General features: G+C 66.3%; 20 protein-coding genes and 1 other RNA gene. 10 read left to right on the forward strand and 11 right to left on the reverse strand.

The genetic code is table 11. The features are described from left to right. Positions 1-186: 186 nt before the first annotated feature. The 4 genes from ACP93_RS04715 to ACP93_RS04730 all read left to right on the forward strand — a co-directional run bounded on the left by ACP93_RS04715 (position 187) and on the right by ACP93_RS04730 (position 4399). Positions 187-564: an EF-hand domain-containing protein gene (locus ACP93_RS04715; RefSeq protein WP_048489615.1), complete on the forward strand. Its 378-nt coding sequence runs from the start codon at positions 187-189 to the stop codon at positions 562-564. Positions 565-768: 204 nt separating this feature from the next. After that, positions 769-1527 (forward strand): HAD family hydrolase, encoded by a 759-nt coding sequence (locus ACP93_RS04720; protein ID WP_048489704.1) that lies wholly within the window; start codon positions 769-771, stop codon positions 1525-1527. 494 nt (positions 1528-2021) lie between these two features. Further along, entirely contained in the window at positions 2022-2612 is a 591-nt protein-coding gene (locus ACP93_RS04725; protein WP_048489616.1) for a hypothetical protein, read from the forward strand. Between the two features lie 425 nt (positions 2613-3037). Then, positions 3038-4399, forward strand: coding sequence for a 2-oxoadipate dioxygenase/decarboxylase HglS (locus ACP93_RS04730; RefSeq protein WP_048489705.1), 1362 nt, complete (start codon positions 3038-3040; stop codon positions 4397-4399). A gap of 540 nt (positions 4400-4939) precedes the next feature. Here ACP93_RS04730 and ACP93_RS04735 read toward each other — a convergent pair. The 6 genes from ACP93_RS04735 to ACP93_RS04760 form a co-directional block, all read right to left on the reverse strand. Then, positions 4940-6310: a leucyl aminopeptidase family protein gene (locus ACP93_RS04735; protein WP_048489617.1), complete on the reverse strand. Its 1371-nt coding sequence runs from the start codon at positions 6308-6310 to the stop codon at positions 4940-4942. Positions 6311-6359: 49 nt separating this feature from the next. Further along, on the reverse strand, positions 6360-7076 hold the full coding sequence (locus ACP93_RS04740) for an HAD family hydrolase (RefSeq protein ID WP_048489618.1): 717 nt from the start codon (positions 7074-7076) through the stop codon (positions 6360-6362). A gap of 103 nt (positions 7077-7179) precedes the next feature. After that, the gene (locus ACP93_RS04745; RefSeq protein ID WP_048489619.1) at positions 7180-8292 is read right to left on the reverse strand and encodes an AI-2E family transporter; all 1113 of its coding nucleotides are present in this window, start codon (positions 8290-8292) and stop codon (positions 7180-7182) included. Between the two features lie 267 nt (positions 8293-8559). Then, positions 8560-9039 (reverse strand): hypothetical protein, encoded by a 480-nt coding sequence (locus ACP93_RS21460; RefSeq protein WP_048489620.1) that lies wholly within the window; start codon positions 9037-9039, stop codon positions 8560-8562. After that, entirely contained in the window at positions 9036-9512 is a 477-nt protein-coding gene (locus ACP93_RS04755) for a hypothetical protein (protein ID WP_048489621.1), read from the reverse strand. Before ACP93_RS04755 ends, ACP93_RS21460 begins: the two co-directional genes overlap by 4 nt. 7 nt (positions 9513-9519) lie before the next feature. Further along, positions 9520-9891 carry a hypothetical protein gene (locus tag ACP93_RS04760; protein WP_010340149.1) on the reverse strand — a complete coding sequence of 124 codons (372 nt, stop codon included), beginning with the start codon at positions 9889-9891 and terminating at the stop codon, positions 9520-9522. Between the two features lie 219 nt (positions 9892-10110). On the opposite strand from ACP93_RS04760, the gene ACP93_RS21020 reads away from it, so the two are divergent. Together ACP93_RS21020 and ACP93_RS04765 are read left to right on the forward strand one after the other, a co-directional pair. Beyond that, a non-coding RNA gene (locus ACP93_RS21020) (sX9 sRNA) lies at positions 10111-10186 on the forward strand. Between the two features lie 25 nt (positions 10187-10211). After that, complete coding sequence (locus ACP93_RS04765; protein ID WP_048489622.1) at positions 10212-10439, forward strand: hypothetical protein; 228 nt, start codon at positions 10212-10214, stop codon at positions 10437-10439. 10 nt (positions 10440-10449) lie between these two features. Here ACP93_RS04765 and ACP93_RS04770 read toward each other — a convergent pair whose 3' ends face one another. Further along, positions 10450-11886 carry a Do family serine endopeptidase gene (locus tag ACP93_RS04770; RefSeq protein WP_048489623.1) on the reverse strand — a complete coding sequence of 479 codons (1437 nt, stop codon included), beginning with the start codon at positions 11884-11886 and terminating at the stop codon, positions 10450-10452. 493 nt (positions 11887-12379) lie between these two features. On the opposite strand from ACP93_RS04770, the gene ACP93_RS04775 reads away from it, so the two are divergent. The 3 genes from ACP93_RS04775 (at position 12380) to ACP93_RS04785 (ending at position 16356) form a co-directional block, all read left to right on the forward strand. Continuing rightward, positions 12380-14533 carry an adenosylcobalamin-dependent ribonucleoside-diphosphate reductase gene (locus ACP93_RS04775; protein ID WP_048489624.1) on the forward strand — a complete coding sequence of 718 codons (2154 nt, stop codon included), beginning with the start codon at positions 12380-12382 and terminating at the stop codon, positions 14531-14533. 191 nt (positions 14534-14724) lie between these two features. Next, positions 14725-15429, forward strand: coding sequence for a hypothetical protein (locus tag ACP93_RS04780; RefSeq protein ID WP_048489625.1), 705 nt, complete (start codon positions 14725-14727; stop codon positions 15427-15429). Positions 15430-15516: 87 nt separating this feature from the next. Further along, positions 15517-16356: a TSCPD domain-containing protein gene (locus ACP93_RS04785; RefSeq protein WP_048489626.1), complete on the forward strand. Its 840-nt coding sequence runs from the start codon at positions 15517-15519 to the stop codon at positions 16354-16356. On the opposite strand, the gene ACP93_RS21670 is transcribed toward ACP93_RS04785, so the two are convergent. From ACP93_RS21670 to ACP93_RS04790, 4 genes are all read right to left on the reverse strand, one after another. After that, positions 16338-16709 (reverse strand): hypothetical protein, encoded by a 372-nt coding sequence (locus ACP93_RS21670; protein WP_131721584.1) that lies wholly within the window; start codon positions 16707-16709, stop codon positions 16338-16340. The two genes, ACP93_RS04785 and ACP93_RS21670, sit on opposite strands and share 19 nt — an antisense overlap. 112 nt (positions 16710-16821) lie before the next feature. Further along, positions 16822-17301, reverse strand: coding sequence for a hypothetical protein (locus ACP93_RS21675; RefSeq protein WP_131721585.1), 480 nt, complete (start codon positions 17299-17301; stop codon positions 16822-16824). Positions 17302-17998: 697 nt separating this feature from the next. Further along, the gene (locus ACP93_RS21680) at positions 17999-18262 is read right to left on the reverse strand and encodes a hypothetical protein (RefSeq protein WP_131721586.1); all 264 of its coding nucleotides are present in this window, start codon (positions 18260-18262) and stop codon (positions 17999-18001) included. Beyond that, entirely contained in the window at positions 18262-22857 is a 4596-nt protein-coding gene (locus ACP93_RS04790) for an RHS repeat-associated core domain-containing protein (RefSeq protein WP_228135951.1), read from the reverse strand. Before ACP93_RS04790 ends, ACP93_RS21680 begins: the two co-directional genes overlap by 1 nt. Before the next feature lie 226 nt (positions 22858-23083). On the opposite strand from ACP93_RS04790, the gene ACP93_RS22230 reads away from it, so the two are divergent. Beyond that, entirely contained in the window at positions 23084-24412 is a 1329-nt protein-coding gene (locus ACP93_RS22230) for a pyridoxamine 5'-phosphate oxidase family protein (protein ID WP_228135952.1), read from the forward strand. Positions 24413-24586: the final 174 nt, after the last annotated feature.

Here is a 24586-nt window from a genome sequence, read left to right on the forward strand (position 1 = left end):
CCTTACCGCGTGCTCACCGATCCCTAACCAGTGCGGTAGCGCGCCGCGCGGACGCCGTGGTTAACGAAGCGTTTTGCGGCAAATTTCGACAGGGAATGGATTCAGTCTGAGACCGGCACGGTAGCGCCGTGTTCCGGAATCGACCGGAACCGGAATGCCACACCGAGAGCCAAGGAGAATCCACCCATGAACATTCGCACCCGCACCCCGCTGATCGGTACCGCCGCCATTCTCGCCGCCGCGCTGGCCCTGCCGGCGTTCGCCCAGGACGCGCAGGCCGATGCCGCTGCGCAGGCGCAGACGCAGTCGTCCACCAGCGCCACCGGCCAGAGCGGACAGGCCGGCGCGGCCTCGGGCGGTGCCCAGACCTGGGCCGACGTCGACGCCGACAAGGACGGCGCCATCAGCAAGCAGGAGGCGCAGGTCAACGCCGGCCTTAGCCAGATCTTCGCGCAGGCCGACGCTAATCACGACGGCAAGCTGACCCCGGACGAATACAAGGCCTACGTCGCCAAGCAGCAGGGCGGCGCCGCGACCGGCAGCGACAGCAACGGCGGCCAGTAACGGAAGCGGAACCGGCAGCGGCGGTCGCGCGGCGATGAGGACGCGCACCGCCTTGCCGGGACCGAACTTCCGGTGCACCACCTCGAATGGCGGTGCATCCGGACCCTCCACCACGACGGCGGCCCATGGCCGCCGTCGTGCGTTGTGCGGCGGCGCGGCGCGTGTCGTCTGCGGGTCGGAACGCGCTGCTATGCTTGGCGGATGATGCCGACGCCTACCGCTTTGCGCTCCTCTCCCATCGCCCTGGTCGGTTTCGACGGCGACGACACCCTGTGGAAGAGCGAGGACTATTACCGCGACGCCGAGGCCGCGTTCGAAGCCATCCTCGGCCAGTATCTGGACCTGCACGACGCCCGCACCCTGCAGCATCTGCTGGCGGTGGAGCGCCGCAACCTGGCGGTGTTCGGCTATGGCGTGAAGGGCATGACGCTTTCGATGATCGAGGCGGCGATCGAGCTGACCGAGGCGCGCATTTCCGCGCGCGACATCGGGCGCATCGTCGAGATCGGCCGCAGCACCCTGCAGCATCCGGTGGAGGTGATCGCCGGCGTGCGCGAGGCGGTGGCGGCGATCGCCGCCGAGTTCGAGATCGTGCTGATCACCAAGGGCGACCTGTTCCACCAGGAGGCCAAGATCGAACAATCCGGGCTGGGCGAGCTGTTCCCGCGGATCGAAGTGGTGTCGGAAAAGGATCCCAAGACCTACGCCAAGGTGCTGTCCGAATTCGGCATCGGTGCCGAGCGCTTCGTGATGATCGGCAACTCGCTGCGTTCGGACGTGGAGCCGGTGATCGCGCTCGGCGGCTGGGGCATCCACACGCCGTACACCACCACCTGGGCGCACGAGGCCGAGCACGGGCTGTCGGCCGACGAACCACGCCTGCGCGAAGTGGCCACAGCCGCGGACTGGCCGCAGGCGGTGGCGGATCTCAACCGGCACGCGGCGAGCCTGCCGCAGGCCTGAGCGGGTCCCGCGTCCAGCGACATTGACGTGTCCGGACCGATCTCGCCTGGTAGGAGCGGCTTCAGCCGCGACCGGGTCTTGGCGATGGAGTCCGGTCGCGGCTGAAGCCGCTCCTACAGGACAGCCCCCGAGAGCAGCATTAGCCGTGCCGAGATCTTCCCGGCAGAACCGTGGCCGCTGCTGAAGCCGGTTCTACGAAAAGGGGGCGATTGCGCTCTGCGTGCTCTCTTTAGCTTGCTGTCGCACTGGGTTGATCGCTGCGGCGACCATCGCTATGCAACGATCCCATGCCGACGCGATGCTGCCGGCAGTCGTCGAGGCGCATGCAACTCCTCGTTCGCTTCGCTGCGCCGCAAACGCGTTGCGGTGCGCGACGGCACGCTCCTGTCCAACAGCGCCGGCTGCCAGACCGCCGAGCCGCGCTGCGCACCCGCCGGCTGGCTCCCTGATTCACGCGCGCTGACAGCGCCGGCCGCCTCCGGCAGAATCGACGCATGCGCTTATTTTCGCCTTCTGCCGGTCTGCTCCTGTGCGCCGCCCTGTGCACTGCCGGCCCGGCCGTGGCGCAGGGCGCGGCGACGCCTGCGCGCGCGTCTGCCGCCGGAGCCACCGCCGCCGCACCGGTGGACGCGCCCGGCACCGACGATGCCTGGATCGATCGCCAGCTGCTGGACATCGACCGCTACGCCGCGCGCTATCCCGACAGCTTCCTCGACGAGGTCGCGCGCTATGCGCAGATGCCGCGTGGCTACGCCGAGGTCCTGCTGCGCGAGCGGCGCTGGCCGCCGCGCGATGTCTATGTCGCCGCGTTCCTGGCCAAGGTCGCGGGGCGTCCGTACCGCGAAGTGGTGCGCGCACGCACAGCCGCCGGCGTGCCGGCCGGCTGGGCGGCGGTGGCAACGGGGCTGGACGCGCCGCCCGGCTCGCTGGCCTACCGCGCGCTGCGCCATGCCATCGTCGCCAGCTACGACCACTGGGACCGGCCGATCGTGCTGGACGCGCTGCTGCGCCGGCAACTGGGCGACCGCGCCGCCCGCGACCGCGCCGCGGCACAGCCGCAGGACGGGTCTACGCGCACGCAATGAGCGCGGTGCAGCACGACGACACAGTGGCCGCCTTGCACGCGCGCCCATGGCGTTGCGCGAACTTGCCGTTGCCCTGCACGGCGACGCGGGATGCAGGCAGGCCCCGGTGTGCATCAACGTCAGCGCGTACCAGCCCCTCTCCCCCCGGGAGAGGGGTTGGGGTGAGGGTCGGGGCGCGCAGCGCCTCACGCGGTTTGGGTGCACGAGGCTTCGCCCGTACCCTCATCCGCCCCTGCGGGGCACCTTCCCCCAAAAAGGGGGCCGTTGTCCCGGCGGGAGAAGGAGACAGCGGTGCCGGCCACTCCCGTGCCGCTCCGGTACGCGCCGCCAGCCATTCCCCCACACTGGCCGTGCCGCCGCCGCGGCGCGAGAATAAGCGTTCTGCCGGTCCTGCCACCGGCGCCACCGCCGCTCCGGACCGCCCGATGACCAACGCCTTCGTTTCGCCCGACGCTATCCGCAGCCTGTTCGCGCAGGCCATGTCCGACATGTACCGCACCGAGGTGCCGCTGTACGGCGCGCTGATGGAGCTGGTGGCGCAGGTCAATGCGCAGACCCTGGCCGCGGACCCGGCACTGGAGGCGCAGCTGCAGCGCAACGACGAACGTGCGCGCCTGGACCAGGAACGGCATGGTGCGATCCGTGTCGGCACTGCCGAGGAACTGGCGACGCTGCGCCGCCTGTTCGCGGTGATGGGCATGGCGCCGGTCGGCTATTACGACCTGTCGGTGGCCGGCGTGCCGGTGCACTCCACCGCGTTCCGTCCGCTGGATGCCGCGGCGCTGGCCCGCAATCCGTTCCGCGTGTTCACCTCGCTGCTGCGGCTGGAGCTGATCGAGGATCCGGCGCTGCGCGAACAGGCCGCGCAGATCCTCGCCAAGCGGCGCATCTTCACCGACGGCGCGCTCGCGCTGATCGCGCAGTGCGAACGCGATGGCGGCCTGGCCGACCCCGATGCGCAGCGCTTCGTCACCGAGGCGCTGGAGACCTTCCGCTGGCACAGCGATGCCACCGTGAGCCTGCCGACCTACCGCGCGCTGAGCGAGGCGCACAAGCTGATCGCCGACGTGGTGAGCTTCCATGGCCCGCACATCAACCACCTGACCCCGCGCACCCTGGACATCGACGCTGCGCAGGCCGAGATGCTGCGCCGCGGCATCGATGCCAAGGCGGTGATCGAAGGCCCGCCGCGCCGCGCCTGCCCGATCCTGCTGCGCCAGACCAGCTTCAAGGCGCTGGAGGAAACCGTGCGCTTCCCCGCCGGCACGGACGGCGCCGAGGCCGGCACCCACACCGCGCGGTTCGGCGAGATCGAACAGCGCGGCCTGGCCCTGACGCCGAAGGGCCGCGCGCTGTACGACGCGTTGCTGGAACGCGCGCGTGCGGCCGAGGGCAGCGCTGGCGCGGACTACGCCACGCGCCTGCAGGCCGCCTTCGCCGATTTCCCCGACGACTACGCCACCCTGCGCCGCGAGGGCCTGGGCTATTTCCGCTACGCGCTGACCGACGCCGGTCGCGCCGCGGGCGCGGCCGCCCTGGCCGGCAAACCGGCCGAAGCGCTGATCGCCGATGGCCTGGCCAGCGCCGACCCGATCGTCTACGAGGATTTCCTGCCGGTCAGCGCCGCCGGCATCTTCCAGTCCAACCTCGGTGGCGGCGAACAGCGCGCCTATGCCGCGCACGCCAACCGCGCTGCGTTCGAGCAGGCGCTGGGGGCGACGGTGCACGACGAGTTCGCCATCTATGCCGGTATCGAGCGCGATTCGCTGCAGACGTTGGCGGGTTGAAGCGGGGAGTGGGGAATGGGGATTGGGGAATCGCAACGGCGGTTTCCCATCGTCGTGTTCCCACATGCGCACCGATGTGGCGGTGCATCGTGAGAGGGACTGCTGGCTCGACGGTGTCCGAAGACAGCGGTCCTCACACCACCGCGCGTCGCGGCTGAAGCCGCTCCCACAAGGGCGCGGTCGGTTTGGTGGCTGCACTGTGGAAAGGACTTCAGTCCCGGCAGTGTCCGAAGGCGATCAACCTGCACACCACCGCGTGTCGCGGCTGAAGCCGCTCCTACGAGGGCCCGGTCGGTGTGGTGATGTATTGTGGGAGGGACTTCAGTCCCGACTGCGTCCGAAGGCGATCAACCTGCACACCACCGCGCGTCGCGGCTGAAGCCGCTCCTACGAAGGGCTCGGGTCGGTGTGGTGGTCCAGTGTGGGAGGGACTTCAGTCCCGACTGCGTCCGAAGGCGATCAGCCCGCACACCACCGCGCGTCGTGGCTGAAGCCGCTCCTGTAACGACGCGGCCGGCGCATCTGCCGCTCCCGCGCGGCTTACCCCGCGTAACGCGCCTTGAGCATGGCGTACGCCGAGCGCAGCGCCAGCGCTTCGCCCACGGCGGGGCGGCCGGGGCGGTCGCTGTCGTTCCAGGCGTACACGTCCAGATGCGCCCAGGCCTGCCGTGCCGGCACGAAGCGCTCCAGATACAGGGCGGCGGTGACCGCGCCGGCCATGCGCGAGCCGGCGTTGGCCAGGTCGGCGACCGAACTGGTGAGGTAGCGCAGATAAGGGCGCCACAGCGGCATGCGCCAGACCGGGTCGCGGGTGCGCTCGCCGGCGGCGATCCAGGCCTGCGCCAGGGTGTCGTCGTTGCAGAACAGCGCCGGCAGGTCCGGGCCCAGGGCGATGCGCGCGGCGCCGGTCAGGGTGGCGAAATCCAGGATCGCATCGGGGCGCTGCTCGCCGGCGTAGGCCAGCGCATCGCACAGCACCAGGCGGCCTTCGGCGTCGGTGTTGTCGATCTCCACACTGGTGCCCTGGCGGGTGGCGATGACCTCGCCGGGGCGGAACGCGTTCGGGCCGACCGCGTTCTCCACCGCCGGCAGCAGCACGGTCAGCCGCAGCGGCAGGCGCTGCGCCATCACCAGTCCGGCCAGCGCCAGCGCGTGCGCGGCGCCGCCCATGTCCTTCTTCATGTTGCGCATGCCGTCGGCCGGCTTCAGGTCCAGGCCGCCGGTGTCGAAGCACACGCCCTTGCCGACCAGGGCCACGTGCGGGTGTGCCTCCTCGCCCCAGCGCAGCACCAGCAACCGCGGCGCGCGGTGCGAGGCGCGGCCGACCGCGTGGATCGCCGGGAAATTCTGCTCCAGCAGCGCATCGCCGACGATGCTCTCGAACTGCGCGCCGTGCTCCTGCGCGATTGCGCGCGCGGCGTCTTCCAGTTGCTCCGGCCCCATGTGCTCGGTCGGCGTGTTGACCCAGTCGCGCACGCGCAGGCTGGCGGCGATCAGGTCGCGCACTTCGGCTTGCGGCGTGGCCAGCAACTGCGCCGGCAGCCGCGCCGGCTGCTTGTAGCGGGCGAAGCGGTAGCTGCCCAGGCCCCAGCCCAGGTGCAGCGCCGCCAGCGCATCGGCGTCCAGCGCCGTCTCCACCCGCCAGGTGCTGCCGGCCGGCAGCGCGTACGGCGCATGCGCATAGGCATACGCATCGCCGCGATCGCCGACACCCAGCACCGCGGCGGCCACGCCGTCGGCGCCCGGCAGCAGCAGGACGCTGCCCGGCGCGGCCATGAACTGCTGGGTGTCCATCCACGCCACCCAGGCCGGCGATTGCGCCGCGCGCCATTCGGCCAGGTGGTCGCGGTCGAGCACGTACAGCGGCAGCGCGTGGGAAGAGGCGTCGGTGAAGCCGGTCGGCAGGGACATCAGCGGATCCTTGGAAGAGGGAGGTGGCCGGAGTACGAACGGGCGCGGGTCATGCGCGTGCCGCGAACGCTGGCTGGGTCGCGTCCAGCCAGTCGGCCAGGCCGGTGAGGGTGTCGAAGTGCAGGTCGGGCGGGGTCGACGGATGCCAGGCCTGTGCGTCGCGGTTGATCCAGCAACCGCGCAGGCCGGCCTGCATCGCGCCGACCACGTCGATCTCGATGTGGTCGCCCACGTGTAGCACCTGCGCACAGGGCAGGCCCAGGCGCGCGCAGGCGGCGCGGAAGATGCCCGGGTCCGGCTTGGCCGCACCGTGCTCGCGGGCACTGAGCTGGAAGGCGAAATGCCGGTCCAGGCCGATCGTGGCCAGGTCGGCGTTGCCGTTGCTCAGCGCCACCACCGGCACGCGCGCGGCGATGCGCTCCAGCGCGGCGATGCTGTCGGGATAGCACTGCACCTGGTTGCGTGCGGCATGGAACACCGCATAGGCCGGTTCCAGCAAGGCCGGGTCGGCGCCGCTGTCCTGCAGCGCGCGGCGCAGCGTCAGCCGGCGCAGTTCGCTGAGGTCGTGGTGCAGGTGCGGATGCGCGGCGAACACCTCTTCGCGCAACTGCCGCATCGCCGCGACCGGGAAACGCGCGGCGGTGGCCGGGCTGTGCTGCAGCAGCCAGTCGTGCAGCACCTGCTCGATGCGCGCGCCGATCGGCGCGAACGGCCACAGCGTGTCGTCCAGATCCAGCGTGATCGCGCGGACGGGGAAGGAGGGCATGGAAGTCACCGGCGCATTTTACGCCAAGCGCTGATACCCCTGCGTCCCACGCCCGGTAGACAGCACGCGCGCTTCCGCCAGTCCCCAATCCCCAATCCCCGCCTCACTCCAGCAGCCGCGCCCAGCGCTGCATGCCTTCCACCCGCGCCAGCACCATCTTGATGCAGACCAGCAGCGGCACCGCCAGCAGCAGGCCGATCATGCCCCACAGCCAGCCGAACAGCATCAGCGCCAGGATCAGCATCAGCGGCGAGATGGCCATGCGCCGGCCGAGCACGATCGGCGTCACCACCTGGCCTTCCAGGGTGTGCAGGGCCAGATACAGGATCGCCGGCAGCGACGCGCTCAGCGGATCGCGGAAGGCGACGAAGCCCATCAGCAGCATCAGCACCGCGCCGATCAGCGGCCCCACGTACGGGGCGAAGTTCAGCAGCGCCACCACCGTGCCCCACAGCAACGCTTCCTGCGGCGGGATCTTCAGCACGATCAGGATGCCGGCGAAGACCAGGCCGACTAGCGTATTGATTACGGTGATGGTCAGGACGTAGCGCGAGACCTCGCGTTCGATCGAGCGCAGGATCTCGGTGGTGAACTTCTGTTGCTGGCGACTGGGCAGCAGCGCGATCGCATGGCGTTGCAGGTTCTCGCCGAACACCATGAAGAAGAACGTCAGCAGCACCACCGCCAGCGCCGAGGCGGCCAGCCGTGGCGTCCGCACCAGCGCCTTGTACGGATCGTCCATCTGCGTGCGGATCACCTGCACGCGGCGCCCACTCTCGCCGCCGGCGGCGCGGGCGAAGTTCTCCGCGGCCTGGTTGGCCTGCTGCATCGGCTTGGTCAGGTCGCGCACCTGGGTGGCGAGGTGACGCAACTGCGCCGGCGCCTGCTGCGCCCACTCGGCGGCAGGGCCGGCCAGTTGCACGGTCAGCGTCGTCGCCACCGCCATGCCCGACAGCAGCACCAGCAGTGCGGCCAGGAAGCGCGGCAGGTACAGCCGTTGCAGCCCGCGCAGGATCGGGTTGCCGACCAGGGCGAAGAAGGCGGACAACAGGATCGGCAGGATCACGTCCTGCGCCGCCCACAGCGTGTAGCAGACTGCCAGCGTCGCCAGCACCACCAGCGAGACCGGCCCGCGTGGACGCGGGGCGGGCGGCGGCGGCAGGGCGCCGTGCGGCGCGTCGTCGGCGACGGCCGCGGGATCGGGAACTGTACTCATCGGACCTGCGAGACGGTGGCCGCGGCACGCGCCGCGGGGCACGCGCCGAGCGGCATCGGAACGGAAGCGAAGTGTAGGCCGGATCGTGGCCGGGGCGGTATCAAGACCGCGTGGCCGCCGCGTGCGCGCGGCGTGGCGGCGCCGTAATCGCACCGGCTGCGCAGTCCGTCGTAGGAGCGGCTTCAGCCGCGACAGGCGTTACCGGGAACGCCTGTCGCGGCTGAAGCCGCTCCTACACCGGCGCTCTATGTGCCTGCCGCAGGCGCCCTAGCGCTCGGACAGGTCGGTCGCCGCTTCCGCGGCGGCGGGGTGCCCGGGGCGCGAGGCCGTCGACGGCCGCACCGGCTGCGGACGAGCGGCGGATGGGGGAACCGATGTGGCGGGCGGCGTCTGGGTGGCGGCATCCACCGCCGCGTCCTGTGCCGTGTCCGCGGCTTCTTCTGCGTCGTCGGAGGCGCGCTCGGCGTCGTCGGACGCGCTCTTGGCGGTGGTGGCATTGATCAGGCTGGAAACCGCGCTGAGCATCTGCAGCCAGCGCGCGCCGCCGAGCTTGCCGACCACCGCGGCTGGTTCGGCGCGTCCGACCAGAAAGCCGGTGCCGAGGCCCACGATCACGATCCGCCACGGCGTCCAGCCTTCGCGCCAGACCTGCTGCAGGGTCGTCCAATGCGTGCGTACCTGCTCCTGGCGTCCTTCCAGCACCGATTCGGCGCGGGCGATGCGATGCTGCAACTGCCGCAGGGTCATGGCGTGGCCTCGCGCTTGGCGACGTCGTCGTCGCTGTCCTCGTCGTCGCCGCCGATGCCCAACTTGGCCAACTGGCGGCGGGTGGCGTCGAGCTTGCTCATGTCGAAGTAGCGCAACGCCTGCCAGGCGCCGAGCGCGGTGACCACCAGGCTGAAGGCGGCGGTCGCCGAGATCGACGCCAGCCACGACCAGCCCATGCGCTGCAGCAAGGCGATCATCGCGCCCATCAGCAGCATCCATGCCGAGGCGCCGAACGCCACCGACACGGTCAGCCACACCAAGGCCCGCGCCAGCGCGGCGCGGGCCAGGGCAAAGTCCGCGGCCACCAGCTTGCGCAGCGCGCGGCCGGTGTCCAGGGTGGCGGTCAGCCCTTCGCGTCCGGCCGTGCCGAGCGCGCGGAAGGAGTCCTCCAGCGACGGTGCGGCCGCGGCGTCCGCCGCGGCGCCGTCGGCGCGGGCCTGCTCGTCGCTCACGCGCGGCTTACTTGTCGCCGCCGCTGCGCGCCAGCTTGGCGATGATCCAGCCGGTGGCGAAGGCCACGCCGAACGAGGCTAGCGGGCGCTCGCGGATCAGTTCGGCAGCGCTGTCGATCAGGTCGCGGCCCTTGTCCAGCAGCACGTCCACCTGCTCCTTCGCCGCCGCGCCGCCGAACTCGGCGGCCGCCAATCCGGACAGGGCGCTGTCGGACAGCTCGGCCTTGACGTTGGCCTTGCCCAGCTTCAGTTCCTCGCCGGCGGCACCGGCAGCGCCCTTGATTGCGTCGCCGGCATAGCTGGCCGCGGACTTCAGGTGCGCGCCGGCTTCGCTCAGGTTGTCCTTGAGGTTCTCGGTATTGGTCGGGCTGGCATTCATGGGCATGTCTCCTCTGGGGTTTGGGGGCCTGCCGTCCGCCATTGCGGACGCTGCGCAGAACGGGGGCGACACCAATACCATCGGTGGGGTGTACGGGGTGTTAGCTCGTCGCCACAGGCGATGGGCCATAGTGTCGGCGTTCGCTGGCGCGCCGCCAAGAGCGGCAAACAAAACGACTGCGTAGCTACCAGGTGGGCGCGGACGGTGCTCGGAATCCTCATGTACCACTCGTACACTGCGGTTCCTCCGCGCCGCCCGCACCCACCTGGCGGCTGCTCGCGACGTTCTGTCAGCCACTCTAAAGTCCCGGAGGAACTGCAATGCACGCCTACGGCAACCGAAGCGGCCATGCCGGGGTGGTGGCCTACGACAGCGGCCCGGACTGGATCGTGCTGCGTTTTGCCGATGGCGCCACCTACCGTTACGACCGCCAGCATCCCGGCCTGCTCCACGTCATGGAGATGCAGCGCCTGGCGGCCGGCGGGCGCGGCCTCACCACCTACCTCAACCAGCACGTGCGCGACGACTACGCCGCGCGCCTGGACTGAGTGCCGTGGCTTACTGCATGACCAAGTCGGCCTGCGCGCCGCCGCGGACCACGCGCAGCACCAGCTGCGCCGGCTTGCGCGCGAAATTGGCGCGGTAGCTGGCCAAGTCGGCGAACTCGCCGACCGAGGCGGCCACCACGATGTCGCCGCCGGCCAGGCCGTTGCGCGCCGCGCGGCTGCCGCGCGCCACGTTGCCAATCAACACGCCGGAGATGCCGGACTGGCGCAGCGATTCGGGCAGGTCGGTGAAGGTGGCGCCGCTCAGCCGCGGGTCCAGCGACTCGCCGCTGACCGCGCGTGGCTGTTCCTTGAGCGTGGTCTTGAGCTGCAGCGGCTTGCCATCGCGGCGTACGTCCAGGGTCACGGTGCTGCCCACCGGCTGCAGGCCCTCGTAGTTGTGCAGCGCCTCGGCGCTGTCCAGGCGCTCGCCGTTGGCGCCGGTGATCACGTCGCCCGGCTGCAGCCCGGCGGCCGCGGCCGACGAGCCGGCCAGCACCCGCGTCACCAGCGCGCCGCGCGGCGCCGACAGGCCCAGGCCCTGTGCCATCTGCGTGGTCAGGTTCTGCGTCTCGATGCCGAAGGTGCCGCGGATCATCACCCCGTTGTTCTTGATCAACTGGTCGACCACCGCGCGCGCCAGGTTCGACGGGATCGCCAGGCCCAGGCCGATGTTGCCGGCCATGCTGCCCTGCGGGTTGAAGCTGGCGGTGTTGATGCCGACCAGTTCGCCGCGCAGGTCCACCAGCGCGCCGCCGGAGTTGCCCGGGTTGATCGAGGCGTCGGTCTGGATGAAGTTCTGGTAGCCCAGGCCGCGGATGCCGTTGCGGCCCATCGCCGAGACGATGCCGGAGGTGACGGTCTGGGTGAAGCCGAACGGATTGCCGATGGCCGCGACGAAATCGCCCACGCGCAGCTTGTCGCTGTCGCCCAGGCGGATCTCGGTGAGGTTGTCGGCCTTGATCCGGATCAGCGCGATGTCGGTGTCCGCGTCCGAGCCCATGAACTCGGCCTTGAAGCTGCGCCCGTCGGCCAGGGTCACCTGCACGTCGTCGGCGTTCTCCACCACGTGGTGATTGGTCAGCACGTAGCCGTTCTTCGCGTCGATGATCACGCCCGAACCGAGCGACTCGTTGATGCGCTCCTGCGGAATGTCCGGGAACAGGCGGCGCAGGATCGGGTCGTTGAAGAACGGATTGCGCACCCGCACCACCTGCTTGGTGTTGATGCTCACCACCGCCGGCATCACCTTCTGCAGCATCGGCGCCAGCGATGGCAACGGTTCGCCGGCCACCGAGGAGGGCAGGCGCGCGGCCCCGGACAGCGGCGGCGCCGCCGCGACCGGCGCGGCCTCGGCGCGGTTGTCCAGTTGCGCATTGATCGCGGTGGCGGCGAAACCGCCGAAGGCAGCGGCGGCGGTCAGGGTCAGCAGCGTGGGCAGCGGTCGCATGGGTGGGTTTCCGGGGAGCGCGGGAGACGTGGGGCAGATGGGCGCGCGTGCGCGTAAATCAAGATGAACGCGCGGCGTTTAACCGCCAGTGAAAGCGGTCCGGTACCGCTTGCGCAAGGCTGCGCCGAGGCCCCGCACGCGCCGCGCATCGAGGGTGCGTGACCGCCGCGCGATGACGTTGACAGTGAGCCTGCCCGGCGTTAGCGTTCACGCTGCCGCAGCCACTACATGTAGCGGTATCGCATCGGTACAGCACTAGACGTAGGGTTTTCTTCACCGGGACTTCACATCCAGGGGCGCGCTCGGCGGTGCATGGCGGGACGGAGACAGGGAAGGTCACGAATTCAGGGGAATGTCGATCGGTCGAGGGCAGCCGCCGCGTGCGCTGCCGCGATCGTCTCTGCCGTGCAGCGCAAGTGCGATATAGACAAGACTCACGGCGGATGACCACCCATCCGCCCCATCGGGACAGGTTCGAGGAGAACACAGCAGAATGAGTACGGTGCGCCTGGAAGTCGTCCAGACCGGATCCAAGCACGACCCCATCCCGATGCAGCCGGCGTCGCAGGACATCTGGGACAAGAAGTATCGGCTCAAGACCAAGCAGGGCGAGCCGCTGGATGCCGACATCGACGGGACCTACCTGCGCGTGGCCCGTGCGCTGGCCGACGCCGAGGTCGGCGAGGAGCAGCGTGCCTACTGGTTCGAACGTTTCGCCTGGGCGCTGCGCCGCGGCGCGATCCCGGCCGGGCGCATCACCTCCAATGCCGGCGCGCAGGAACACAAGCCGGCCACCAGCACGATCAACTGCACCGTGTCCGGCACCATCACCGACTCGATGGACGGCATCCTTGAGAAGGTCCACGAGGCCGGGTTGACCCTCAAGGCCGGCTGCGGCATCGGCTACGAGTTCAGCACGCTGCGCCCGCGCGGCGCGCTCGTGGCCGGCGCCGGCGCCTACACCTCCGGGCCGATGTCGTTCATGGATATCTTCGACAAGATGTGCTTCACCGTGTCCTCGGCCGGTGGCCGCCGCGGCGCGCAGATGGGCACCTTCGACGTGTCCCACCCGGACGTGAAGGACTTCATCCGCGCCAAGCGCGAGGACGGGCGCCTGCGCCAGTTCAACCTGTCGCTGCTGATCACCGACGGCTTCATGCAGGCGGTGGAGCAGGACGCCGACTGGCCGCTGGTGTTCCCGGTGAACCGCAAGGAAGAGGGCGACATCGACCTGGCCGACGCCAGCGCGGTGGTGTGGCGCGACTGGCCCACGCACACCGACTACATCGTGCGCGACGATGGCCTGGTCGCGTGCAAGGTGTACGGGCACATCCGCGCCCGCCACCTGTGGGACATGATCATGGTCTCCACCTACGACTACGCCGAGCCGGGCTTCATCCTGATCGACCGCGTCAACGAAATGAACAACAACTGGTGGTGCGAGAACATCCGCGCGACCAACCCGTGTGGCGAGCAGCCGCTGCCGCCGTACGGCGCCTGCCTGCTCGGCTCGATCAACCTCACCACCTTCGTGCGCGAGCCGTTCACCGAGCGCGCCCGCTTCGACTGGGAGGAATACAAGGAAGTGGTGCGGGTGTTCACCCGCATGCTCGACAACGTGGTCGAGGTCAACGGCCTGCCGCTGCAGCAGCAGCGCGACGAGATCATGCGCAAGCGCCGCCATGGCATGGGCTTCCTCGGCCTGGGTTCGACCATGACCATGCTGCGCATGAAGTACGGCAGCGCCGCCTCGTGCGAGTTCACCGAGTCCATCGCCCGCGAGATGGCCGTGGCCGGCTGGGAGACTGCGTTGTCGCTGGCCAAGGAGAAGGGCCCGGCGCCGATCATGCAGGAGACCTTCGAGGTCACCGCGGCGATGCTGCGGCAGCGCCCGGAGATGGCCCGCGACGGCTGGCGCGTCGGTGAGCGTATCGAGGGCCGGCTGCTGCACGCCAAGTACAGCCGCTACATGCAGCGCATCGCCGAGGTGGCGCCGGCGCTGGTCGAGGAACTGGCCGAAGTGGGCGCGCGCTTCACCCACCACAGCTCCATCGCCCCCACCGGCACCATCTCGCTGAGCCTGGCCAACAATGCCTCCAACGGCATCGAGCCGAGCTTCGCCCACCACTACAGCCGCAACGTGATCCGCGAGGGCAAGAAGAGCAAGGAGAAGGTGGACGTGTTCTCCTTCGAGCTGCTGGCCTACCGCCACCTGGTCAACGCCAAGGCGATGCCGTTCGCCGAGGACGCCGCCGCGCGCCTGCCGGACTACTTCATCGCCGCCGACGACATCCACCCCAAGGAACACGTGGACGTGCAGGCCGCCGCGCAGAAGTGGGTGGACAGCTCCATCTCCAAGACCGCCAACGTCCCCACCGACTATCCCTACGAGCAGTTCAAGGACATCTACCGCTACGCCCACCAGCAGGGGCTGAAGGGCTGCACCACGTTCCGCTTCAACCCGGCCGCCTTCCAGGGCGTGCTGGTGAAGGAAGCGGACCTGGAGAACACCACCTACCGTTTCGAGCTGGAAGACGGCAGCGTGGTCGAGGTCAAGGGCAACGAACAGATCGAATACGACGGCGAGATGCACACCGCCGCCAACCTGTTCGATGCCCTGAAAGAAGGGTATTACGGCAAGTTCTGACGCCGTCCCGTCTCCCCTTTCGCGCCGGCGGAGGGGAGGGCGGCGGTGGGAGCCTTGGAACGCGGCGCGCCGCACTTCCCCAACGCTTCCCCACCGTCCGCCGCGTGTCGCCGTTTCCGGCTCCCCGCTTCGCTGCAATCGGTATAGCATCGCCCGCGTTACATAAACACTGACACCCTGAGGAGGGTTTTATGAGCAATGGCAACGGAGTAACGGCGACGCTGACGCAGGTCGCCGAGAACGTGAAAGAAACCGCCACCAACGTGGGCGAGACCATCGCCGCCACCGCCAGCGAGGCTGTCGCCAGCGTCAAGCAGACCGCCGAGAACGTGCAGAAGCGCGTGCAGGACCAGGTCGCCAAGACCCGCAAGGCGGTGAATAAGGCCGAGAAGGCCGTGGCCAAGCGCGCCGAGAAGGCCGGCAAGGCGGTCAAGAAGACCGTCGCCAGCGCGCGCAAGAAGCTGGAAGCGGCCAAGGCCAGCGCCCAGGCCGAAGCGGCCGCGCTGACCAAGGGCGGCAAGAAGACCGCCAAGAAGGCGGCTGCGAAGAAGGCGCCGGCGAAGAAGGCCGCTGCCAAGAAGGCCGTTGCGAAAAAGGCCGTCGCCAAGAAGGCCCCGGCCAAGAAAGTGACCGCCAAGAAGGCCGCGCCGAAGAAGGCGGTCAAGAAGGTCGCCGCCAAGAAGGCCGTGACCAAGAAGTCGGTGATCGCCAAGAAGAGCGCAGTGAAGAAGGCCGTGGGCGCGCGCAAGGCCGTGGCCAAGAAGGCCGTGGGCAAGGCCGCAAAGGCGGTCAAGAAGAGCACCGCCAAGGTCGCCAAGAAGAGCGCCGCGGTGAAGAAGACCGCCGTGCGCAAGGCTGCCGGCAAGAAGGCCGCGGCCACCCGCGTCAAGAAGTAAGCCGTCCCGTCGCACCCTCTCTCCCGTGCGCGGGAGAGAGGCCGGGCCCACGCCCGTCCCGCTCCGCATTCCAGGAACGCACGCCTCATGGCCATCAAGATCGACCAGAAAATCAAGGGCTACGCCGTCGTCACTCCCGAGGACAAGGCGCGCGACGCCGCCGCCGCGGTGCCCGCCTCGTCGATCGACCGTGCCACCGCCGAGGCCGAAGCGCCCGCCGACAACATCATCCACATGCACGAGCGCATCGAGCGCCCGGACGTGCTGATCGGCAGCACCTACAAGATCAAGTCGCCGTTGGTGGAACACGCCATGTACGTGACCCTCAACGACATCGTGCTCAACGCCGGCACCGAGCACGAACTGCGCCGCCCGTTCGAAATCTTCGTCAACTCCAAGTCCATGGAGCATTTCCAGTGGATCGTGGCGCTGACCCGCATCATGTCCGCCGTGTTCCGCAAGGGCGGCGACGTCACCTTCCTGGTCGACGAGATGAAGGCCGTGTTCGACCCCAAGGGCGGCTACTTCAAGGCCGGTGGCGTGTACATGCCGTCGCTGGTCGCCGAACTGGGCAGCATCGTCGAAGAGCACATGAAGTCGATCGGTCTGCTGCACGACCCGGAAATGAGCGACCACCAGCGCGCACTGATCGCCGAGAAGCGCAAGCAGTACGAAGAACGCTCAAAAAAAAACAGTGAAGTGAAGCCGGCTGTTCCTTCTCCTTCGGGAGAAGGTGCCCGCAGGGCGGATGAGGGTACGGCCTCCAGGGATTCCACCGCCGACCACGAAGAGGACATCGCCGTCACCGGCGACGGCGCGAGTTTCCCGCCGTCGGCTACGATGTGCCACAAGTGCAATACCAAGGCGTTGGTCATCATGGATGGATGTGCGACTTGTTTGAATTGTGGTTATTCGAAGTGCGGGTGAGTGCTGGGATTGGGTGAGCGGCTAGCTCCATGTAGCCCGAACTGCTCCCTCGGGATAAATGTCATCTTGAGGCTCTCGTAGAGTTCCTTGTCCTGGCTGCCGCCCTTCTCAGCAGCCAATTGCCCCCAGCGCAAGGTCTCTGGTCCATTGTCGTGCAAGACGCAATCCAGGTAATAGTCGCGCATCCCTCTGATTGCCGAAAGGTCGCCGCTTTCGGCCTTCGCGCGGCTGGAATCAACATCAAAACTCCTGCAGCTTCCGTCTCCTGAAACGGGGGCTGCATCGACTTTGTGATCGTTTCTGCCGCAGGAAACCAAAAGAGCCAGGCAACCTAAAAGCAAAAATTTCGACATTGCGATCCTGTACTCCATATTTACCTAGGCCGTCAGTCCGAAGGGCTAAAATGCTGTATTTTTTTTCATATGGAGTGGCGTGCGGACCATGACGATGATCTTCAATTGGCGCTCATGGTCCAAATCCGACCGACATTGCGGTCACTTTATCGCCATTTAAGAAAAAGCAGATGTTTGAACCTCCTTCGGAGAATCCGCAAACGCGTTCGAATTCGTGCCCCCTGATTTTCTCTTTCGTTGTATCCATTGTGCCATAATCTTGAGCCGCTTTGATTGCCTTGGAGGTGGATTCGCCGATCGCCACGCCTTTCAGTTTCAGTCCTTCCAGGATTTCTATCGTTCGAGGTGCAGTTTTATCCGTATTGTCTGATGAGATGCGAATCTCATCGACCGTTCTAAACTGCGATGCGACGTCAGGATTAGATGTGATTACTACTTCCATCCCTGTGACTGTATCTCGATAAGTTCTTCGAATCAGGCCGGCACTATCGACCGTTTTGTTACCTTCGCCATAACGGTGAATGACATCAGATTCCTTATACGCATTCGGGATGTAAGCACCATCATGGAAAACTTTGGATACATAATCCAAATTTGATTGCCTTGCTTCCAAATTGAAGATGGCTGTGCACATGCTAACCAGAATGATACATCCGCATTTATTCATGTCATTGCGCGCACTTTTGAGGAAGGGGCGGTCTTGGGTCTTTCTAATTGAGTCGGTAGCGCCATGGGAGCACTGGCCCAGAATAGTAGATTGAGCGCCAAGGCGGTAACGTTATTATCTGGATCTCGGGGAGTTTTTAAGGTGGGCGAGTTGCGTGTTTAATGGGGGAGTAGCGCCATGAGAAAGCTGGTTCTTCGACCACTTGAGTAAGCGTCTCAATATCGAGAAAGTCCCGTGCAAAATTAGGAGTTCTTCGCAGCCGTCACTTCCTGCAAACCAAAAAAGGCTTCTTTTTAAAAATGATCGTCTAGTTGCACGCTCTTTTTCAGCTTATCAATCGCGCTGCAATCAGGGGTCGGTCCATTTGCTGGGAAAGAGTAAATCTCTTGGTCTTTATTTAACCGATTCAGCGCCCACCAAACACGCCCTCCCTCCGCGCGGAAGCGAACATCGCTTTCATTCCCAACCTTGGCGACGAGTAGATCACTTTTGTCTTCTGCATATTGGAGGTCAAGCGCCTGCAAGTTCCATACACAGTCTTCTCGCTGACCGAGCAGTCTCATTCATTAGTACGGGAAAAACAAAAACCAATTAGATTATTTTAACGGCAATGATGCGGCGATTAATTCTCGCCACGAGACCTATATGCATATAGTCTCGCCATGACGAAATATCCGAAATCAGCCAGCTCCTTTTCATCAAAAGACAATCCATCGAAATCATCGGCGGAAATATCCTTATTTGTTACGTGTTCCTTTTTCTTCCAAACTTCGTCGGGTCCGCCGTTATTGACGACATCATCCAGATCCACTCGAAGCGAGCCATTATTATCAATAATTGAAATCAACAACGCTCGACGGCTTTTCACGTTTTTTGAATTATCCATTACATTCCCCAAGGTGGTAAAGGCGCGTCGATCCCTTCATCGCGTCCACTCAAGCAGTTTCCATAGCGAAGCATTGCCTGGCGTTCACATATCGCGTAGGAGGACTTTCCTCCGCGTCGTCCAAGAGCTTTGCAAGTCGTCAGATCTCGATGTAGGTTTTCCTCACAAACGCTTTCTCTGTCCTCGGGTTCATCTGGACACATTGCATTGCCGATCGCATGTCCGGTGACACCACCAACGATGGAGCCAAGTGCTCCTCCAGCAGGACTAACGGCCATTGCTCCGCCCGCTGCACATGCCGCGGCGCCTGGGCCTGCTGGAGCACATACAAATCCACCGCCAATCGCCCCAGCAACACCACTGCCATAGTAACCAACAACCCCCCCGCAGACAGCACCAGCAGTCGTATATCTAGCCAAGCACGCTTGGTCCTTCTCAAGCCCCATATGATCAGAAAAAATCAATGGGCTGGATTCAACATATGTCCAAGTGCTGATGCCGCCGCTCAGTCCGATCGGATCGCTCTGCCCATATCGCCCAGTGCTCGCGTCGTAGTCCCGGAAATAGTTCTGGTTAAGCCCCGTTGCGCTGTCGTACCGCTGCCCCGGGAACCGCAGGTTGAACACGAACGTGGTGCCGTCGTTGTCCGGGTCTTGATTCGGTGGTGTGTTGCCGAATGCCTCGCCCTTGATATCCCAGGTCCAGATCGCAACATCGCGCGCAGGGTCGATCACCGCCCGTGGCGCACCCAGATGGTCTGGCTGCACGAAGTTCAGTGTCGTCCCCGCCAACACCCCCACTGGCAGGTCATCGAGCCAGATCGCCTGCTGGAGGGCCTTGCCGTTGGTGTCGTAGTCGCCCATCCAGTGGCCGTCTTCATCGTAGACGGTGTAGGTGTTGGTGGTGCCGAGGAACCGGCGCACCTGCTCGCCCCGCTCGTTGTAGCGATACTCCATCGCCAACGTGCCGCTGCGCATGGCTTGGCTCAGCCGCCCCGTCGCGTCGTAGGCGAAGGTGCGCGCCGAGCCATCGATGGCCGTGGTGTTGCCCATAGCGTCGTAGCTGCGGGCTACGCCGGCCACGCTGGCCAGGCGGTGGCTGTCGGTTGGATAGGTGTAGGTCTGGCTGGCGCCGTTGACCTGGGCGCTGAGGCGATTGCCAGTGGCGTCGTAGCTGTAGCCGTCGATCACCGTGCCGGTCGCGCCGTCCTTGAAGGCGTTCAGCCGATTCAGATTGTCGTAGCCCAACTTCACCACGGGTGCGGTGTTGCCAGGCGCGGTTAATGCAGTGAGGTTGCCCGCCGGGTCGAAGCCGAACCCGATGTTGAGGCCATCCTTACGACCGTCCTGGATCGCCAGTGGGCGGTAGTTCTTGTCCAGCACACGCTGCAACGGCCGGCCGTTGCCATAGGCCCAGCCAGCGCTGGGGCCGAACGGGTAATAGGTCGCGCCGCTCAGCAGTTTTTGACGCGTGCCGCCGGCAGGTGTGACGCCCACTTCCGTTGTTTGTCCCAGCACATTGCGCACATAGTCCACCACCGCGCCGTCTGGATAGGTGAATTGGCTGAGGCGGCCACCCTTGGTGTAGGCATAGCGCAGCGCGAACGCCTTGCCGTTGATGGTCTGCACCTCGCGCACGACGCGTCCGAACCGGTCATAGCAATACTGGGTCGTGCCACTGCCGTCCTGCAGACTGCTCAAGCGGCCCAGCGCGAAGGTTTCGCCGGCCGCGCACACGTTCTGGCTGGCGTCGTAGGTGTAGGTGGCGATCAGCGCCTTGTCGGCATAGGTGGTCTTGGTCAGGCGCCCCAGCGCATCGTAGAGGTAGCTGGTCTTGGTGCCGCGCGCATCGGTCTGCGTGACCATGCTGCCGGCACTGTTGTAGGTGTAGCTGGTCACGCCCGTGTCGGGGCTGGTCAGTTTCAGCAGATCGCCCAGACCGTTGTATTGGTAGACCGTCGCCAGACCCTTGGGATCGGTGACCTTGGCGATGCGGTCCAGCGCGTCGTAGTCGAACTGGGTCTTGGCCGCGATGCCGCCGACATCCTGTGTGGTCTGCTTGACCCGGTTAAGCGGATCGTAGTCGGCCTGGGTCTTGTGCTTGAGCGCGTCGGTGACCAGCTGCACGTTGCCGTTGTCGTCGTAGCTGAAGTCGGTCGGATCGGCTTCGGCCGTGGCCTGCGTCGCCAACTGGCCAATGCGGTTGTAGAGACGCGACAGCGTGTGCGTCAGCGTACCCGACGCGTCCTTGATGTCTTCCTTGGCCCGGTTGCCCGACGGATCCAACGTGTAGTGGATGGTATTGCCCGCGCCGTCGGTCACGTCGGTCAAGCGATGCGCGGCGTCGTAACCGTAGGTGACGAACGTGCCGTCGGGATCGGTCACCTTTTTGACGTTCCCTACTTCGTCGTAGGCCACGACCGTGGTTTGGTCCTGATCGGATGGTGCGCCATCCGCGTTAGCGCGCAAGGTGCTCGAGGCCGTCCAACCGCGCGGCGTGTAGGTGAGGTCGTGAATCAGGCCATTGGCGTCCTGGGTGCGTGTCGGGCGGCCATTGCGGTCGTAGGCCACATAGGTGGTGGCCCGGCCCAGCGCATCGATGACCTGATACAGATCCCCAGCGCGGTGGCAGGCGCCACCGACAGTGGTGCAGCCGGATTCGTCGGCGGTCAGGTAGTAACGGTAGGTCGTGGTGTCCGCCACATCGGTGCGCGGCCCGTCCTGGCTCAGCACCAGCCCGATTTGTGGGCACTGCGTGCCGTCGATGGTATCGCAATAGCTGGTCAGCCACTGGCGCACGCCAGTCGGGGCGTTGGGCGTGCTGCCGCAGGTGTAGCTGGCGGCAGCGGACACGCTCGGATCGAGGTCGCAGCGTGCCGTCTGCTGGCCGCGCGCGTTGTAGGCCCATACCGTCTTGGCGGCTGTGGCGCCGGACGCATCGAGCACCGTGCGCGTCAGCGGCACGCGCAAGCCGGTGTTCCAGGTGATGTTCGTCGTGCGCTGCTGCGCAGTCCCCGACGCATCGATCTGCTGGGTCAGCAGGCCACCGGCCGTGTAGGTGGTCTTGGTCACCGTGCCCTTGAAGTCGGTCTTCGATGCCGGATACCCGTTGTCGTCGTAGGTCAGCGCCTTCCAGGGCTGATTGCATTGTTCACCGCACGGCACGCTGGCCCCGGTCGGCTTGAGCGAGCCGTAGCCGGTGTCCGTGTAGGTCAAAAAGGTCCTGAATCCCAGCGGCGAGGTCACCGCGGCCGGGGTGGCCCAGTTTGAGGTGGAAGCCGAATACTCGACCGAGATGGCATCGACGTTGCCGGCGAAGCTCGACGCAATCGCATCGCCACTGCTGGCATAGCGCGTGGTTTCGAAGCGCACGCCCTTCTCGTCGATGACGCCGGTCAGCGCGGTCGGCTGACTCTTGTTGGAGGTGAGCGAGGCCTCGTTGTAGACGTATTGGCGCGTCTTGCCGTCCGGATACCGCACGGAGGTCAGGTTGCCGATGCTGTCGTAGCCGTAGGTCAGCGTGCCGCCGTCGGGCAAGGTGACGGCGGCCAAGCGGTTGTTGCTGTCGTAAGCGAAGCTCAATGAGCGGCCACCCGCATCGGTAACGCGCTGCAGCAGGTTCGGTGGCGGCTTGGTGCCGGCGACCGGCGGCAGGTCGCTGTAGTCCAGGGTCAGCACGGTCTGGCCCATGCGATCGAACACCGAGCGCAGCAGGCCGGCAGTGTCGTAGAGCTCGGTCTGCTGGGTCGCCGCCACCGCCAGGGAGTAGCCTAGCAACACGCCGGCGCTGTCGCGGCGCTCGGTCAAGATATCGGCGATGTCCGGGTCCGGCGTCCACGCGCCATTGCTGGGGCGAAACCGTTCCACCACACCGTCAGGCCGTTGGACATCGATAAAGCTGCCGCCATTGGCGACGCCCGACAGCATCAGATCCAGTCGACGCTCGAAGGAGTGGCGCCACTGCTTGCCCAAGGTCACGGCGGTCACGAAGGTCTTGCTGTTGTAGAACCGGCGCAGGGTCAGCCAGGTCGGCGAGTCGTAGTCGGTGTCCTGGCGGAACATGTTGCCCGTGGACGTGTTGATGGGGTCGCCTTCGAAGGCGGTTCCCCGATGCACCCCGCCTTGCTTCAGCGCCGCATTGCCGCTGCTGCCATGCGGGCCGGTGTTGTCGCCGGCCTGGCCGAGCCCGCCGGTGCACCCGGTGTTGCAACTGCCCGTGTTCTTGACCGGTTGGCCTTCGCCCACAATCTTGTCGTTGGCGTAGACATCGCCCCACCAATGCCCGTTGGAATACACGCTCGCGGCCGCGAAGCCATCGCTGTAGGACACGGTAAAGACGGGCGGTTTTTCGCAGCCATTGGATTGGCACACCCGCATGGCGCCATCGATGACGAACTGCACCGCCTCGTTCACGGTGGCAAACGATTGCGAACCATTGCTGGAATCCCCGACATACGGCGGCCCATATTGCCGCTTCGGGGTGACCGCAATACTGGGGAAGGTCGCTAGCGCGCCGGCGAGCAGCAGTAGGGAGGCACCGCCGAAACGGCGGGCGGCACGAACGTGGGGGTTCGGCATAGCTTCGTCCTTGAGCATCGATTGAGTTGTAGTGCCGGTAGCCGCAGCGTGCAGCTCCTTGGCGGCGCCATCTTACTGGTCCTTGTTGCAAATTCTGAGACAGAGGTTGGATTTTTGTCTGATGCACTCCTTGCCTGGCGGCCAAGCGTCTAGCGGCCCACTATCGGCCTGGGCGCAATGCCTCGCAGCGATGCGATCATGCCGCCGGAGCAGGCCTACTGCCTTGCCTAAGGAGATCGCCGCCATGGATGCCGCCACACCGCCGCTGACGTTCGCGCTGCTGGAGCAGAAGATCGAGGCGATGCCGGAAGGACCGGTGTCCGCATTGTCGGCACCGCGTTGGCTCAGGGCGCTCAACACGGTGGGATGGGCGGGCGCCATGCTTGCCTTGCTGCCTTCGCTGTTGCTGGTCTGGATTGCGCCGCAGCACTGGATGGTGACGCTGTCGCAAGTCGGGCTGGTACTCACCGTCGCCTTTGTGCCTTATTTCCTACGCACGGTCCGGCTGCTTATCTACGAATTCTTCAACGCGCGCCGACAGTGGATCCTGCAGCACGATCATGACGTCGGCGAGCTGCGTCAGCTAGCTCAATGGTTGCTGGTCTATCCACGCGAAGAGCTGGAGGACCAATTGCGCTACGCGAAAATGGCGCAGGAACGCCTAGTTGCCAAGCTTGGCCTGTTCGTCGGCGGAGTGGATAAGCTGGGGCTGCTGCCTCTTTGCCTGTCGCTGCTCGTCGTCTTGCGTAACTGGCGCGATCTGCTGGCGTTGCCTGCGTGGCTTTCAGTTCTGGCGCTGTTCGCGGCGTTCCTGTGGATGATCAGTTGGCTAGGCGCCCAGTTCCGTTTGCGTCTACATCTATACGAAAGCGTGCTTGCTGCGTCGATAGCCAACGCCAGCTCTGCCAAGGTGGATGTACCGACCGAGACGGCATCGCCCATCTTGTCGCAGGGCCTGGCCACGGGTCGCATCACCGGCCTCGATGCCCTCGAAGCCCTGTACGGCAAACCCGCCAAGCGCGCGGTACGCAAGCAACTCGACCATCTGAATGCCGACTACCAAGCGTTCGTGCACGCGTCGCCGTTCGTGGTGCTGGCCTCGGCCGGCGCAGGAGGCCTGGACTGCTCGCCGCGCGGCGATGCGGCGGGGTTCGTGCAGGTGCTGGATGCGCGCACGCTGGCGCTGCCGGATCGGCCGGGCAACAACCGCGTCGATACCCTGCGCAATCTGTTGCAGGATCCGCGGCTGTCGCTGTTGTTCCTGATTCCCGGCATCGGCGAAACCTTGCGGGTGAACGGCCGTGCCGAGATCCGGGTCGATCCTGATCTGCTGGAGCGGTTCGCGGTCGGCGAGCGCTTGCCGCGCAGCGTGATCGTGGTGCACATCGAGGCCGCGTACTTCCACTGCACCAAGGCGATCGTGCGCTCGCAGCTGTGGGATCCGACGCGGCACCTGCCGCGCGATCGCCTGCCCAGCCCCGGCACCATGCACGCGCATCTGGCCGATGGCGCATTCGACGCCGAGGCCTACGACCGGGAATTGCCGCAGCGCACCCGCGACGCGCTGTACTAACGCGACCGGATCGGACGTGCGGGCGACGCGTGCGCAGCGCCTCGCCGCGGGGAACTGCATGCCGTCGGTCGATTCGGCTACTGATTTCTCCGGTCATGCCGCCCTGCTACGGTGCGCCACTTGGTGGAAAGGGCGACGACGCCCTTTTCGGAGCGCACAGCGAACAATAGGGGA

This window comes from Xanthomonas sp. NCPPB 1128 (assembly GCF_001043115.1).
Taxonomy (GTDB): domain Bacteria; phylum Pseudomonadota; class Gammaproteobacteria; order Xanthomonadales; family Xanthomonadaceae; genus Xanthomonas_A.

Bases quoted from the DNA above. Each gene is read 5' to 3' on its own strand.
- ACP93_RS04715 (WP_048489615.1), top strand. From the start codon at position 187: ATGAACATTCGCACCCGCACCCCGCTGATCGGTACCGCCGCCATTCTC.
- ACP93_RS04735 (WP_048489617.1), bottom strand. From the start codon at position 6,310: ATGTCCCTGCCGACCGGCTTCACCGACGCCTCTTCCCACGCGCTGCCG.
- ACP93_RS04745 (WP_048489619.1), bottom strand. From the start codon at position 8,292: ATGAGTACAGTTCCCGATCCCGCGGCCGTCGCCGACGACGCGCCGCAC.
- ACP93_RS04780 (WP_048489625.1), top strand. From the start codon at position 14,725: ATGAGCAATGGCAACGGAGTAACGGCGACGCTGACGCAGGTCGCCGAG.
- ACP93_RS21460 (WP_048489620.1), bottom strand. From the start codon at position 9,039: ATGACCCTGCGGCAGTTGCAGCATCGCATCGCCCGCGCCGAATCGGTG.
- ACP93_RS22230 (WP_228135952.1), top strand. From the start codon at position 23,084: ATGGATGCCGCCACACCGCCGCTGACGTTCGCGCTGCTGGAGCAGAAG.
- ACP93_RS04775 (WP_048489624.1), top strand. From the start codon at position 12,380: ATGAGTACGGTGCGCCTGGAAGTCGTCCAGACCGGATCCAAGCACGAC.
- ACP93_RS04740 (WP_048489618.1), bottom strand. From the start codon at position 7,076: ATGCCCTCCTTCCCCGTCCGCGCGATCACGCTGGATCTGGACGACACG.
- ACP93_RS04760 (WP_010340149.1), bottom strand. From the start codon at position 9,891: ATGAATGCCAGCCCGACCAATACCGAGAACCTCAAGGACAACCTGAGC.
- ACP93_RS04730 (WP_048489705.1), top strand. From the start codon at position 3,038: ATGACCAACGCCTTCGTTTCGCCCGACGCTATCCGCAGCCTGTTCGCG.
- ACP93_RS04770 (WP_048489623.1), bottom strand. From the start codon at position 11,886: ATGCGACCGCTGCCCACGCTGCTGACCCTGACCGCCGCCGCTGCCTTC.
- ACP93_RS21670 (WP_131721584.1), bottom strand. From the start codon at position 16,709: ATGTCGAAATTTTTGCTTTTAGGTTGCCTGGCTCTTTTGGTTTCCTGC.
- ACP93_RS04720 (WP_048489704.1), top strand. From the start codon at position 769: ATGCCGACGCCTACCGCTTTGCGCTCCTCTCCCATCGCCCTGGTCGGT.
- ACP93_RS04785 (WP_048489626.1), top strand. From the start codon at position 15,517: ATGGCCATCAAGATCGACCAGAAAATCAAGGGCTACGCCGTCGTCACT.
- ACP93_RS21680 (WP_131721586.1), bottom strand. From the start codon at position 18,262: ATGGATAATTCAAAAAACGTGAAAAGCCGTCGAGCGTTGTTGATTTCA.
- ACP93_RS04765 (WP_048489622.1), top strand. From the start codon at position 10,212: ATGCACGCCTACGGCAACCGAAGCGGCCATGCCGGGGTGGTGGCCTAC.
- ACP93_RS04790 (WP_228135951.1), bottom strand. From the start codon at position 22,857: ATGCTCAAGGACGAAGCTATGCCGAACCCCCACGTTCGTGCCGCCCGC.
- ACP93_RS04725 (WP_048489616.1), top strand. From the start codon at position 2,022: ATGCGCTTATTTTCGCCTTCTGCCGGTCTGCTCCTGTGCGCCGCCCTG.